Origin of the sequence: Vibrio sp. 10N.222.54.E6 (assembly GCF_041473955.1) — a bacterium.
Lineage (GTDB): Bacteria > Pseudomonadota > Gammaproteobacteria > Enterobacterales > Vibrionaceae > Vibrio > Vibrio tasmaniensis_A.
The window spans coordinates 86,193-100,341 of sequence record NZ_JBFRTD010000052.1 but is presented as its reverse complement, the minus strand read 5'-3'; the positions used below and the strand labels follow the sequence as shown (position 1 = coordinate 100,341).

Sequence of the window (14,149 nt, the reverse complement as noted above, 5' to 3'; positions counted from 1 at the left end):
TTTTAAAATGGGATTGACAGAGCATGTAAGCCCCAGATAGTAATGTCACTATTTTCCGAAGTTATTCTTGTCATCGTTTCCTCTTAAACCCTTAAACAACTGGTGCCTCAAGCATATTGAGTTCACCAGCATTCTCTAAATGCTCTTTTAACCCAACCATTATACGTGTGGCCAACATCTACATGATTCGTTTACACAAAGCCGATCAACGAGAACATTTGTTCTGTCTGACTTACATCTTCTTGTACTCATGATTCAGCGCGCTGTGTGTAAACCTTGTGGGCATTGCTGTCGTTTCTTTTTCAGATTTTACACACGCCACCGTGTTTCTTGTTGGCTACACACGTTGAATTCTGTTTTGTGTTATCCACTAAGCCAGTTAAGTTTTCTCACACGAGCTCGTCTGTAAGTTTCCATGCTGAATTTTTTTAACTCAACTTGCAGCTCGCAATAAAGTTAGTGTTTGTTGGTTAGATTATTGGATTACTCTGTGTGTTCCTCAGATCTACATAATGTCATGAACAGACTTGTTCAAATCGGTTAAGTCACTTTACCTAAACCACAAACATCCACGCTCGCGGTTACTTGCCGTTAGATCATCGCTAGAATGGATTTAGGGTTCACTTTGACCGTGCCACCTTGATCACGCCTGAGCGACGCGAGTTTAATCCGAAAGAATTGCTCAGCTTTGCGTATTGGCGCGACGAACATCGTCAGCTCGTCGAACGCCACGGTCGAATTGATTCCCCAAAGTTTTACCCACCTAAAGAACATCCATTACCGTTTCGTGGCGGTCGCCGTATGCCTGCGAAACCTTGGGTGCCCACCAAATTCAAATAAGACCAGGTCAGTCCCCACACCTTGATTTATCTAGCTCTCCAGACCTTTAAACTCGACATCTAACCTACTCCATTGACTACATAAAATGATAACCGGTTGAAAATATTACATGTTTGTAGTCAAAAGAATAACTGCTAAACGTTTTTTGACCCAACATATATTCCACTAGCATGGGAAGCGTTCTCGTACCGTTTGATATTTGTGATTATGTACTTAATACTTTCTTCATCGTCGCCCAATCCTTTAGATATGCGGACCAAGAAATACACAACCCTAGACCAAGCTTTGAAGTGTTCATCCGTTAACTCAGATGCTACAGGAAGTAAGTTTCCAAATGTGTTTAAGTCAATGTCACATTGAGCACGGATAGCATCTATTTCCTCAGTAGCTAAGCCGTTTTCTTTAATAAAATCGAAAACACTGTCTAAGTACTCAATATTCTGATCATGCTCCTCACCATAAAAATTACCTACACGATAACTACGTGGCAACGTTTTAAAACCATGACGCAAGAAAAAAATTAAGTACTCACGTAACCTCTTCTCTTTGACAATTAAAAGTTGGATTCGATTTTGTTCCTGCCAACGCTCAACAATGAACAATAAAATACATAACTCGATCAACATTCCGGTCAATTCAGGTAACAAATTTTCCGAAAAATAGTCGGCTGGATTATTTAAATAAAACCCAATTCGGACACAAGCTAATAAAAGTATAGCAACAACAATTGTAAATGTTCCTTGTTTCGTATTACCCGGAATCCAATTCATTTTTCAACACTTTTAGTATAAATAATCAATTATCTTTGTTTCTTCCACGACTTTAGAAATGCAAGATGATTCGAGTCTAAAGCTAGGAACTCGTATTTTTTTACTAACTCTTGAGTTTCTATACTTAACCTTCCTAATTTATCGATAGCTATGAATACTTGTTTCTTAGATTTTGAATATTCTTTTACTATTTTTTCTATTGCATGGTCTTCCATATTAGAAAAGACAATTAGATCATGTATCAAAGCAGGAAGATATGTTTTCTCCAAGTAACTCATATCAAGAGCAACCATATTAGCGTATGCTTTCCCGGTACCAGAATCAGTATTGTGAAGAAAATCATATCTTGTCTCGGATAGCTCGATCTTGGGTGTGACCGGTTTATTTTCATAGAAAATATTTATGTATTTAGACATTGTTGAGTTTAAGATTTTTTCTATTTTTAAAAGTGAGGCCATTGATCTATCTGTAATCTTTCCAGACAACTCGCCAACTTTAGTATCAATAGTTAACTTTATGTCCCTAAATCGAAGCTGATCACGTAACACCTTCTCTTCAATAGAAAGCTCCAAAAGCTTATCAACTAAGCCAGATGGCTTCTCTAACATGTCTAATGACCTAGCCAACTTTGAATCAAGTGATACAATTTCTAATTCAATAGCGTTAATTTGTAGCTCTAACATATCTTTTTCATTTCTAAGTTCCGACTTAAGGATCTTAGTAACACCTGAATGAAATTGATCAATCTCATTCAATTTTGCAAAGTCCACGTCAGGAAAGTAACCTTTCAATTTATCAAAATATTTTTTATTAACTGTACTACCATAAGTCAAATTATCTAAAACTCTATTTAACCGCCCTTTTAAGCTAAATAGATTCCCAACCAACTTATCTTTCTCATATTTTATGGTTAAATTTTCTTCATTAACTATCTGGTTGGCGTTTATTGCATGAATTTCAATGCTATTTTTTATCTTGGATATTCCACTTCCAACTTCTTCAAGCCTCTTCTCACATATTTTTCTTTCTACTTTCTACTTTCGTTAAAGGCTTTATATAACCTTCATTAAAGGCTCCCTTAAGGATGCTTTTTTTACTTTGTGTTGCCTTCTTCTCAAGCTCTAGTTCTTTTAAGTCCCCATGTAAAGAAAAAAGTTTTAATACGTTAGGTTTGATGCTTGAATATGGTTCACTGGGGAAAGAGTTCAGTGGCTTATTTGGGTTGTTATTCTCTTTTCCCCATATTCTAAAAAATGGGTTGACCGCTGACCTAAAGCTAGCTGATTCATCAGGGAATTTATAGTTCTCTTTTAAAAATTCTCTATACTCAGATATTGGTTTTTCAATATGTTCACTTTCAGTTATAAATGTAACTACAGATGGATCATTTGTAGCTCTAGAAAACTTGTGGATAACACCGTCAAAGATAAAATCCATTTCAACTGTTATTATGCCAACATTGTCGATTATGTCAGATGATAACTTAATAAAATCATCTCCTGAAAATGCGAAGTCAATTAACATTAGAACTGATGACTTACCAATGGAATTTGCTCCATCATTTGGGCCTACAAGGACATTTAACCCGTCATTGAACTCTAACTTAGTATCAATTAATTTATTACACCTTAACTCGTTTAGCATTTTATTACCTTACCTAATTCTAGATCCAATTCAATCTTCCCTAAAACATATAGAACATCAATTGAATAAATAAACTCATCAATTCCTTTGAATTTGTTTTTTTCTTATTATAAAGATCAATTAACGGAATTTCGTCAAAGTCATCATCTAAAATAATTGTCATTTTGAATACTATCGAATCTTTAAAAGGTATTGTTTTACTTGGTGTAATCATGAATATACCTCACAGTTTTGAATGAAGTAGGATACGATAATTTCTGAAATCTCTATATTTTTACAGTTGGTGGTGTTATTAATCCATTCAACTAATGCACCAAATATTTCCGTTTGATTAAGACCATCTTTTTTTAATTTAATATAGTAAGTTTTTACCTGGCTATAAATTGTATCTGACGTGTATGGAGCTCTTTTATCTAACTCTGAAAACTTCAACTTTATTTTCGGATAAAAATACTTAATATTATTAGTAATTTTAAGTTTAACTAACACTTGTAAAGTATCATCCGACTTGTGTTCAACCTTCATAGCCTTAAATGAAAGTTCTTCTAATGCTTCGCCGGAATATGATGCTAACGCAATAATAACTTCGTTTAATTCATCGTCAATTGAATTTCCAAACCAACTATTTTTTATTTTTGACAACCGTTGAAGTTCTCGCTTTATTGAAACAATCTCTCGATATCCTTCTATGGTACGAGGGGTATCAAAAATTTTGTGACAGTCGCGACAAAGTGCAATCAAATTATCTTCATGATCTACATTTTCATTAAGAAGTTCCTCATTTTTAAGGAGTAATATCTCGTGTGGCCTTGGGCTATGTGGATAAATATGTGCGATTTCATATAGCTTAATCATTTGGTCATTACCTCTTTTCATAAGAGGCTTCGTGCATTTAGGACAAATGCCACTAACTTCATCGAATAAAATGAGCCCCATATTCTCTGTAGGCTTCTTTCTCTTAGATTCTGAACGTGCCAATAAATTCCCTACCATTAATTTTAAAGTTTATTACCCAATTGTTTAGGGTTAAATAAGAACACAATTTCACTGGAAGCGTGAGTTGCAATTACCCTTCTTTAATAAGTCGTATTTAAAACAAGCCGTCTATTTCTTTGAATGATTTGAAACCAACTGCTTTTGCAGTAGTACCTTGATCAGACAAGTTTAATTCACTACAAATAATCCCATAAATTCGCTTTGGAAATCCTCCTGAAAAGTTCCACTGTTCTCCTGATTTCTCCATTTTTACCACACCAGATATGTTGGGGTATTTCTGCTTCAACTTATTTCTAATAATGTAATTAGATAGCTCTTTACTGTATCTAAAACCCTTACTTTTTACCTCCTCAATCAATGCACTCAACTCCAAGCCTTCTATCCTATTCATGTCATATTTAAGCATTAGCTTTGTAGGCGGTTTGGAACTAGTATCTGAGTTCGAATCAACTAGCTCAGATATTATGTTAAGTGGTTTTTTTTCTTCTTTTGAAGGTATTAGCTTTTTAACATTATATAATTCCAACGCAAGACGACTTGTCTTTCTACCTTCAGCTTCAAGTAGATTTTTGCATTTTCTTTGTTCCGCCCGTGCAATGTCAGGAGTAATAATTTCAGCTAAAACTTTACCTCGTTGAAGGTCTTCAATAATTTCGGTAGCTCTAGTCCTTCGGTACTCAACATGAAGCATGACCGTATCGATGAATATCCCATAACGAGTACCTTTACTATCACACTCTATTTTCTTAACGTTGTACGACATGATTTTCAACGCCCCGTAACCTATAATAGTGAGTAAGATGTAATCTACATTCAATCACGTTTCTAGAAACACTAAAATTAATTCAAAAATACCCACTTTAACGAATGTCATTGCTTAATTGTTTTTACCGAACATTTGCTCTTTACGTAGGTTCTTGAGTGACTTCCACCTTAGAACATCTGGATCATTGGTGACAAACAACTCATACCTTCCCGATAATGTAGTTAACCCTAACTCAGAAAGAAGCGATTCATTCACTTGAACTAATACATTTGAGTTGGCAGGATCATTAATAAAACCTTGTACAATAACTTCAACTTGCCTAGCTGGAGGATGAGGGTTTTCGATCAAAACTTTGTCACCTAGTTTATAGAATGCACCTTTGACATGTTGTTTGTTAACACGAATCTCAAAAGTTTCCAGAGATTTGGATTTTGAATAAACCGCTATAGCACGAAACTTATCGAGTGTACTCGAACGAATTAATGCATCTTGTTGAACTGCCCAGTTTTGAATCGAGGTTACCCAACTACTATTCCAATCAATAAGTTTGGTGTTAGCTGAAATTTTAGGATCTAGTCCATCAATTGATGAGTTAACCTCAGATTTCCAACTATCCACATTAGTTATTTCGGATATATTTTTTTGCCAATCAACGCCATACTGAGCAATAATTACATTTGTCATGTTCTTGTTGCTTTTTTCCAAAGTAAGTACATCGGACTCTAGTTGACTAACTTTTAGTTTAAGTTCGACGTAAGCTCCACCCGCCGCAAATATTACTGTGACTATAGCTACATCTTTTGCCCAGCTTGGTAGGGATAACTTCAAACTAACTCCCTCAAAGTCTTGTATATAATCAAAGCCCAAACTCATTCAATGTGACTTCAAAGTATGGTCTCAAGATTTCTTCTTCAAAAAGACTTAACTCATGCTCAGGAACACGAGTAAAAGTAGAATTATCATTCGGAGCCCACCACTTGTGTTCCCCTGAATAGAAGTTAGAGTTATTTGAAGCGAAGATAAACTTGAACTCACGTTCTAACCATCCATCTCCATACTTTGAAAACAAATTTGCCGGTCCTACGAATTGGCCAAGAAGGTATATGCCTTCGTTTCCATGCGTTAAATAAAAATAGTCTCCGATCGCGGCACTAATAAAGTCTTCTGCTTGCGATGTTGATGATGTTCCTTTGCCGCGGGTATCTTTGTGGACATACACCAACCCTGAGTTAATCGATTCAATTATATCTCGTAGATCAAACTCTCGTGTTCCCTGAGATAATTTCCAAAATTTCGGTTTCATTCGTTAATCCAAAAGTTAATAAAAAGCACCTGCTGACATCTGTAAACATCACGGTCTCTTGCGTCATGCTTGAGCGAATCAGAAAGAAACACTGCATGTAGATAGATACAAGACTCTGCTTTTTAGGTTGATTTGATGGGAAGGATTATAACCATTAACCCTATCTATAACAGTGATTTAAATCATTAGCTGTAAAACTAAATGCTAAGTGTCTAATTACTTATAGATGAGATGCAAAAAGAGCCACTTTTATAAGAAAGTGGCTCTTTTATTGGTGAGGTTAGCGTCGTTTCTTATAGCGTTTTCGTGTGGTATTCGCCCTCACTACGCGTCCATTTTTTAGCGTGTAACCTTTCTTAAGTTGGCCGTTTGGTCGGCGGCCCTTGCACTTGTGTCCTTTCATTCGGTACCTCCAGTTTTCGTATCCGTTGCTCTTGGTCTGCTGCACTCGTTTTATCCAGTTGATGTCCGTTTTCAAAGCCGCAATAGTGCCAAGGCTTGAGACTCCACCTGTAATCAAAGCGATGATTAACGCATCGAGGTACGCCATCACTTCGTTTTCCATCGAGATGCGTAGTATTCAAGTAAGTATCGCACCATGGCGCGCATGCCTAGCGTATCAACCACAACAGCACCCACTACAAACTAATACGGATTTGGGATAACCTGCAGCGCATTGAAGCTTTGTTCTACGTATGGCGCGTAATTGGCAATGAAAGACAAAATGAGTGGTACGAACGCTCTCATAGACAACAAAGTTTTCGATAAAATTGAGTTTAAAAAGTGACACTGCAACATAACGGCCCTCCACTTTAATTGATGAACAGTAACAGTGGCCTCATAACTCGTTGTCACAGCAAGCCATAAAACTCGCACACATAACTCTGATTACGACAAACCGAACCACATTAAATTTAACTGTATAAATATACAGTTAAATTGATACCCCCGCAAAAACCACACTTATCGAGTGAATAGCATTCAAAACCAACGCCATGCGTACAGAATTTGTTCTAAAAATCAGTTTAATCATTAACTTTTCTGTATAATCTTCAATTCAATTTTAACTATTGAGTGCGAATGTGAATACTCGATAGAATCTCTGTTTGCGGTGACATCACGCATAACCACAAAGTTACAGTATGGATGATTAACATTTTGAGCGACAACGTATTCAGGCAAATCAATATATTCCTTTCGGTTTTTTGCCTCGCTGCCACTCTACTGTCGTTTATCTCTTACCATATGATCATGGATCAAAACTACGTTATCACTCCAGACAGATTCCCTACACTCGTTAACACTGACCAAGAACATAATGGTGGCACCAAAGGGGTGCTGTATAAGTCAGAAGACACCATTGAGTTACAGTGTGACTTTAAGCGTACCTATAGCTCGCCATTCTGTGAGATTGAGTTCGTTATCTCTACGGAAGGTAAAGGTCTGGATCTCTCAGTGTATGACTCAGTGACCATCAATATGGATTACGAAGGCCAAGAACAGCCAAGGTTTCGCTTTTACATTCGAAATTACGACGAGAATTACAGCGTTCAAGGTGACGCTATGTCTAATAAGTTCAATCGTTTAGATTTCTCGTTACCCGATAGAAAACACATCGACTTAGATTATTTCAATGTCCCTTTGTGGTGGATCGACTATTACAACCACCCTATTACGAATAGCGCCGTAGACGTTACCAACGCAGTGTCTGTTGAGTTAGGGCTTGGTGCTAGCACACTTGATGGGCACCATAAACTGACAGTACAAAGCATCGTTTTTCACGGCAAGACGATCGACAAGTTTGTACTAGGAAAACTCTTAATTAGTTTATGGGTGCTGTATGCGATTTACTATATATCTTGTGCGTTATATCTAGCCAGAAGAACAAGAACAGATGCCGCACAGCAACAACGTTCGTTGACTCAAGAAATTGAAGAGCTAAAGATAAAGGCTACAACCGATCCGTTAACCGGCTGTAGGAACAGAACTGAAGCTTTAGATGCTTTCTATGATTTTGAATGGTTAGCTCAGCAAGGAAAAACCATTCACATCGCTTTGTTTGATTTAGACCATTTTAAGCAAATCAATGATCAACATGGCCATGAAGTGGGTGACAAAGTACTTATTCAGTTTGTCGCAACGGCTAACGAGAGTCTTGGTGAGCAATATTTACTTTATCGCTGGGGTGGTGAGGAGTTCCTTTTAGTTTGCCTGGAGCAAACTGCGCTACAGTGTAACGAATCTATCAATAATCTATACCTAGCAATCGACCAAAGCGTTTGGCCTAAAGCGCTTAAAGTAACGACTTCGACTGGAGTAACACAGCTTAAGCAACATGAATCGATACGTTCTGCAATTAAACGTGCAGACAAGGCACTCTACCAAGCGAAAGACAACGGACGAAACCAAGTCGCAAAGTTGTACTAAAGCTCGCTTGACTAGACTGCAGTTACACGTTCAACTCTCTGCCAATACCCAATCAAGACGCCATTAATACCCTGTCGATATCTACTGTCCATTTAAGCCGCCGTTAGATTTTCAACGCAGACTAAAGAAGCCAAAAGCTTTACTGTCTCATTAGGATTCTAATCGTTATGTAGGCCTATAAGCGCGCTCTCACCATCGGTAACAACACATTCTGTAGTAACGCCATTAATCGCATTCTCAGGTTATATGTATCGTTTCTAAGCTTCCTAACTACTTGTTCTAAACCGCACATATCTGGCTAGTAAAAGCTTTCTCTAAGCAGTCGTAAGTCACTCGCGGTATCGGTTTTGAACATTACCGTCGTTACTTATCTCGCGCTGCTCTTCGAGGAAATCCTTATTATTCTGCTCCCGTCACGCTTCTAATCACGCACTCTGATCCACTAAAAATGGAAGTCACAACGTCACTATCCTTAAAAAACGCCATAGATTTAACTACTTAGACATGGTGACATAAATACTGACACCCAAAATGATAGTTGTATTGCTTTCAGAGCTCGCTGTAATTTAATTACAAATAGAAGCCAAGAAAAGCCTGATAAGTGGATTACTCTAACGTAACTTACTGAATAAAAGGCATTTAATGGTTTTGAATAGTCCGGGGTTTAGGGTAACTAAAGAATTGGTATGTACGAGATAATATATTATAGGGTAATATATTTAGTTATAGTGCGCTAAGGTGTTAAAAAAGAAGGGCTAATGCCCTACTCTTCTTTATTACTCATTTCTTCACGAATTTGCTCAGCAACGATTTTGATAGCTTGTGCTGTGCTGATGCCCTGGGTCATCATTTCTTGAATTCGTTCAACAGCTTTCTGTTGTTCTTCGTGAGAAAGGGTTGGTAAGTCGTTTAGCATAGTCTGCTCCTTTATTTAGGAGCAGAACTATATAAGGACTGTTAGTAACTAGCAAGGAAATTGATTGATGCACCCATTGCATTTTCATTTGTGTAGTTAGCACTTAAATCTAACTGGAACAAATTGAGTGGCGACAACCCAATACCTGCAGTGACTGTACCTTCTGAACCAGAGTATGCCAAATTCTTGTAGTACCCTGCCCTTAGCTGTAGCTGACGCAGAACATCAACTTCTGTACCAACGCGAATCATCTGTTCATTATCTTTGAACGAAGTAAACTTTTCGGTTTCATTTAAGTCATAGTCGACACTAAGCGTGAAGTAGTCCGCTACGATACCAGCACCTACGGTATATACTGGCTCTAGTTTGTATGCGTATTGGCCACCGACTTTGTGTGTCACACCGCTGGTCGTGCTCGTTAAAGTTTGAGATGTATCTTTGGTATTGATATCTCTAGATATTAAGTTGGTAGCCGAAAAACCAACTCGAAATGGACCTGTGAACCAAAGCGCGCCAGCATCCATATTAAAAGAAGTTTCACCTTCACCATTGTCTCTTACATCAGACAAATCGTAGCTCTTAACAGAAGCAACGTAGTTGTATGTGTAAATACGTTGAAGTTTAGGCGTGATACCAAATGAAATATGCTGCCCCATAAAGGTTTGATATTTAGCGAGAGTTAATCCAACTTCGGTAACACCAATAGCAACGGCTTCTACCGTCGACAACTCAAGCTTATCGGCATCTGTCGCTGACGCTTCATTGTAAACATTTGGTGTAGCAAACGATTCTGTATAGGCTTTGCCGAATAGGTTAGCCGCTATAAATTGATTTGGGATAGCGAATGCGACAACACCACCAAGTTCAACATTAGCTTGGTTACCATCGAGTTTTTTAAGAGCTGCATCTAAATCTGCAGTGTTTGTCGCAGCCAGAGCGGAATCAATATTTGATTTCATGTCTTGGGGGTCATTATAACTACCACCAAAACTTGGCGTGATCATACCCATATCATCGTTACGACGATAAATAGCAACAAGTGCTGGGTTATAGAATGGAGCTGTTAGGAAGTTTGCTGAAACAACACCAACACCACCCATCGCATCACCACGCGCTTCAATGGCGTAGTTTGCTGCTGAAAGAGGAAGACTGGCGAATGCAATTGATGCTGCGAGTAGTTTAGTTGTATTTTTCATGCCGTTTATCTTTGTTAGATCCCTTACATTATTAACGGCTCAATTCTAAATTACTTTAGCTACTCTTCGCTAGAAATATCATAAGTTTTACTGATAGTTTGTGCTTGCTCTATCGCTATGTCACCTTGCCAGCGCGAATGTACCATTGAAACAGCTAAAACATAACGATCATTGGGCACTTCTTCACCCGTTAAATTGGTCGGATAATCGGATTCATAACTTTTACCCCACACCTGCTTATACCGTTCATCGACATAATCGTACAAACCTACGTCTAACTTTGGTAATGGGCAGTATGGGTTCAGCAGTGCTTTTTTATCGATCAACCAAGAGTCTTTAGATGCCCAACGAACTTGTTGACGCATAACCACTTCACCAAGAATGACCCAAGTGCTCCAGGAGTTACCGCTATTTCCTTTTACAGTCAGGCGATAAAGTCCAGAATCGAGTTGAGACGCTAAGCTATAACGTTTGCTGTATACACTCACTGAAGTGTTATTGATTACAGGGTTACCTTTGGTGAACTCACTATCAGACGAAACGACCTTGTCGACCCACTTCTCAAAGGTGATGTCTTGGATGTTGCTTTCCGATTCAACATCAATCGCCACACGGAATGTTTCCCTGCCTGGGCTTTGGATAATGTGTCTTTTCACGACGACCGAGCTTATCCAGTCCGGTAAAGTGTTTTTGGTGAGCGTTTTCCCACAATCTTTGTTCAATGCTTGCTCGAACAGCTGATTGAGATGATCTTCGCGAGATTGCGAAGCGTTGATTTGCCAAACTTCCACTAGTGAATCAAACATCAATGCTAAATCATTATCTAGCAGATGCTTGTGCACTTGTGTCAGCGCATCACTGTCCTTAAACCAATCGGCGGAGTGTGCAGTATTGATGACGCTTGATAAAATGAGTAGTGGAAGTAAGGCTTTTTTCATTACGCTTTCATCTTGTAGCCAACGCCACGTAAGGTTTCAATTTCTAAACCTGGTAACTTCTGTCTTAGTTGCAGAACGTGCGTATCTACAGTACGAGTTGTTGGGAAGTGGTTGTAACCCCAAACGTGGTCTAGTAGCTCATCACGAGTAAACACTCGACCAAGATTACTTGCCAAGAATAGCAATAGATCAAATTCCGTACGCGTTAACGTGACTTCCAGTTCATTAAAAAACACTTCACGTGTTGCCTTGTCAATTACCAGATTTTGAGCCATCACTTTTGATGCATCTTGATCTTCAGCATCAGGTAGGCGTAGCTGTGCACGGATTCGAGCAAACAGTTCAGCTTCTGCAAATGGTTTCGTTAGGTAATCATTCGCACCTGAGTCTAAGCCGGCTACTTTGTCTTTTACTGTCACGAGAGCCGTAAGCAAAATAACTGGGATGTCTTTCTTTTTCTTCCAACCGGGAAGTGAATCTACTGAGTCACCATCAGGAAGTTGACGGTCTAGGATCACAAGATCCGCTTGTTCCCAATAGCCTTCAACTTCAGAGATCAGCTCGGCATGTAAACATTCATATCCAGCTTGCTCAAGGCTAACTAATAAACCGTCAGCTAAATTTTTATCGTCTTCAACGAGAAGCAATGTCTGTTTCACAAGGTATCTCCAAAATAAATGTTGTTGGGGGGCCGATAAGCGTCATGTGACCGCCCATTTTTCCGACCATAGATTCTACTATCGTCAGACCTAAACCGAGTCCACTCTTACTTACGAATGGCTTTCTTAGTTGCCCCCAATCTTTGCGAGACAAGTCTCCATTATCTATAACTTTGAATGTCAGCTTCTTGTCAGAAGTATTCAGTTCTAGTATCACCGGGGCAACGCCGTATTTCACGGCATTTCTGATCAGGTTATCGATACACGTTCCTAACCAATATACGTTTACTTTTGCAGCAATATCTTTGTTTACGCGGAGTTCAATGCCCGGAGCAAAGTCTTCTTCAACTTTGTATTGAAGCCACTCTTCAACACTTGGCACCCACTCTGTAGCAAGCGGTTGGTTGTCTGATTGCAAATAGTCTTTACTTGCTTCTGCCAACTGCCTTAAACGGCGTGTATCTTCACACAACCTACGAAATTCATCATATACCGATTCTGGCAAGTGTTCGAACTCTCGCCTAAACCCTTCAACTGTTAATGACAAACTTGCAATCGGCGTTCTTAATTCATGCGTTAGAATTTGAAGAACCAGCATGCGGCTCTTCATCTCTTGTTTTTTACTGTTCCAACGGTAAACCGCCCACCCCAACACGAGTAGGATATTGGCAATCACCAAAATAAACATGGCTATCTGCAGAAGTTCTGAATGATCTTCTATTTCCCAACATACATTGCCGCGTTGGACAAAACAGCTGTTGCCTTCTGAGGACAAACTAAAGGCTAAACCCGCGAGCGTAGCGTTTTCGTTCCAAACTGATTCTTTATACAGGTAATATCTATCACCGCGCTTGACCCACATTTCATCAAGCTCAACAAACATACTCGCACCCGCTAGCAAAGCTGTTATGGCTTCATTGTCCATCTTCTGTAGACGAGACAGTAGTTCATCGTGTTCGGTGTTCGGTCGCTCTTGAATGTGCATGTAGCGCTTCAACGAGTCAAATTTCTCTGGGTATAACTCAACGTAGCGTGCGGCATATGAACCGCCACCGGGATGAATCAAACCACTTCGAGTAAACCAACGATCAGAAAGTTTAGTTCCTTTACACATTGCACGAGTAAAGACCAAAGGCTCTGTGATTAGAGGGCTTAAAGGCAACTTTCCGCTGCATGTTTTTGATAACCGGTATAAGCGTTGGATGTCTTTTAGTGGGTATTCAGCAGTTTGCGGCAGCATAGAGGACGGCATGATCAAGCGAGTCGGGTAATCAGCCTGAAGCAGTCGAATATCATAAGATTCAATTGCCATTTCATGATCAAAAAGTTTAGTGAAGTTATCGATACGCTCAGGTAAAGAGTCAGCAAACGCGTTCACTGAAACGGATAATGTAGCGATAAGCAGAGTAAATGTTCTTTTGATGATCACAAACCAACGCAAATTCATATAGATCAATCAAATATATACCATTCGTTATCAAAGATAAATTTATAACCGCATGAAAAACCGTGCTAATGACGAGTTATAGCGACAAATTCGATCATATTAGGGCTATGTTGCACAGCTGTACTCGCTAATCGTTTGAGTCGTTATAACTTCATTCAAATGAGTTTTACGGCCATCTATCGGACTGTGCTTATTGCTTATAGGCCATAGATTGCTGCTTATGGGTCATAGATTGTTGCTTTAGGAT

Annotated in this window: 14 protein-coding genes and 3 pseudogenes; 2 read left to right on the top strand and 15 right to left on the bottom strand. The window is 38.8% G+C overall.

Features of this window, described 5'->3' with window-relative positions:
• Window positions 1-564: 564 nt before the first annotated feature.
• A pseudogene (locus AB4513_RS23865) lies at window positions 565-840 on the top strand (DUF3653 domain-containing protein); the annotation flags it as partial.
• Window positions 841-974: 134 nt separating this feature from the next.
• On the opposite strand, the gene AB4513_RS23860 reads toward AB4513_RS23865, so the two are convergent.
• From AB4513_RS23860 to AB4513_RS23815, 10 genes and pseudogenes are all read right to left on the bottom strand, one after another.
• The gene (locus tag AB4513_RS23860; RefSeq protein ID WP_102258021.1) at window positions 975-1,610 is read right to left on the bottom strand and encodes a hypothetical protein; all 636 of its coding nucleotides are present in this window, start codon (window positions 1,608-1,610) and stop codon (window positions 975-977) included.
• Between the two features lie 29 nt (window positions 1,611-1,639).
• On the bottom strand, window positions 1,640-2,497 hold the full coding sequence (locus AB4513_RS23855; protein ID WP_102258020.1) for a DUF2326 domain-containing protein: 858 nt from the start codon (window positions 2,495-2,497) through the stop codon (window positions 1,640-1,642).
• A 124-nt stretch (window positions 2,498-2,621) separates the two neighbouring features.
• Window positions 2,622-3,254, bottom strand: coding sequence for an ATP-binding protein (locus AB4513_RS23850; protein ID WP_102258019.1), 633 nt, complete (start codon window positions 3,252-3,254; stop codon window positions 2,622-2,624).
• The gene (locus AB4513_RS23845) at window positions 3,248-3,316 is read right to left on the bottom strand and encodes a hypothetical protein (RefSeq protein WP_372074161.1); all 69 of its coding nucleotides are present in this window, start codon (window positions 3,314-3,316) and stop codon (window positions 3,248-3,250) included. Before AB4513_RS23845 ends, AB4513_RS23850 begins: the two co-directional genes overlap by 7 nt.
• Before the next feature lie 148 nt (window positions 3,317-3,464).
• Window positions 3,465-4,232 (bottom strand): ABC-three component system protein, encoded by a 768-nt coding sequence (locus AB4513_RS23840; RefSeq protein ID WP_198592105.1) that lies wholly within the window; start codon window positions 4,230-4,232, stop codon window positions 3,465-3,467.
• A gap of 112 nt (window positions 4,233-4,344) precedes the next feature.
• Window positions 4,345-5,013 (bottom strand): hypothetical protein, encoded by a 669-nt coding sequence (locus AB4513_RS23835; RefSeq protein ID WP_133151971.1) that lies wholly within the window; start codon window positions 5,011-5,013, stop codon window positions 4,345-4,347.
• A 114-nt stretch (window positions 5,014-5,127) separates the two neighbouring features.
• Entirely contained in the window at window positions 5,128-5,844 is a 717-nt protein-coding gene (locus AB4513_RS23830; RefSeq protein ID WP_133151970.1) for a hypothetical protein, read from the bottom strand.
• Window positions 5,845-5,872: 28 nt separating this feature from the next.
• Window positions 5,873-6,319, bottom strand: a complete 447-nt coding sequence (locus AB4513_RS23825; RefSeq protein ID WP_102258015.1) for a hypothetical protein — start codon at window positions 6,317-6,319, stop codon at window positions 5,873-5,875.
• Window positions 6,320-6,675: 356 nt separating this feature from the next.
• Window positions 6,676-6,869 (bottom strand): annotated as a pseudogene (locus tag AB4513_RS23820) (hypothetical protein).
• A pseudogene (locus tag AB4513_RS23815) lies at window positions 6,869-7,057 on the bottom strand (hypothetical protein); the annotation flags it as partial. The pseudogenes AB4513_RS23815 and AB4513_RS23820, both read right to left, overlap by 1 nt.
• A 408-nt stretch (window positions 7,058-7,465) precedes the next feature.
• Here AB4513_RS23815 and AB4513_RS23810 point away from each other — a divergent pair.
• A complete protein-coding gene (locus tag AB4513_RS23810; protein WP_102258014.1) occupies window positions 7,466-8,746 on the top strand; it encodes a GGDEF domain-containing protein in 1,281 nt (426 codons plus the stop codon).
• A gap of 763 nt (window positions 8,747-9,509) precedes the next feature.
• Here AB4513_RS23810 and AB4513_RS23805 read toward each other — a convergent pair.
• Genes AB4513_RS23805 through vxrA form a run of 5 tightly spaced genes read right to left on the bottom strand, consistent with a single transcriptional unit; the run spans window position 9,510 to window position 13,902 of the window.
• Window positions 9,510-9,662, bottom strand: a complete 153-nt coding sequence (locus AB4513_RS23805; protein WP_004731009.1) for a YoaH family protein — start codon at window positions 9,660-9,662, stop codon at window positions 9,510-9,512.
• Window positions 9,663-9,703: 41 nt separating this feature from the next.
• Complete coding sequence (locus AB4513_RS23800; protein WP_012600631.1) at window positions 9,704-10,858, bottom strand: conjugal transfer protein TraF; 1,155 nt, start codon at window positions 10,856-10,858, stop codon at window positions 9,704-9,706.
• Between the two features lie 59 nt (window positions 10,859-10,917).
• The gene (locus tag AB4513_RS23795) at window positions 10,918-11,796 is read right to left on the bottom strand and encodes a DUF2861 family protein (protein ID WP_102258013.1); all 879 of its coding nucleotides are present in this window, start codon (window positions 11,794-11,796) and stop codon (window positions 10,918-10,920) included.
• On the bottom strand, window positions 11,796-12,455 hold the full coding sequence (gene vxrB, locus AB4513_RS23790) for a response regulator transcription factor VxrB (RefSeq protein WP_009845363.1): 660 nt from the start codon (window positions 12,453-12,455) through the stop codon (window positions 11,796-11,798). Before vxrB ends, AB4513_RS23795 begins: the two co-directional genes overlap by 1 nt.
• Entirely contained in the window at window positions 12,430-13,902 is a 1,473-nt protein-coding gene (gene vxrA, locus AB4513_RS23785; protein ID WP_017101861.1) for a sensor histidine kinase VxrA, read from the bottom strand. The genes vxrB and vxrA overlap by 26 nt, the downstream gene beginning before the upstream one ends.
• Between the last annotated feature and the right edge of the window lie 247 nt (window positions 13,903-14,149).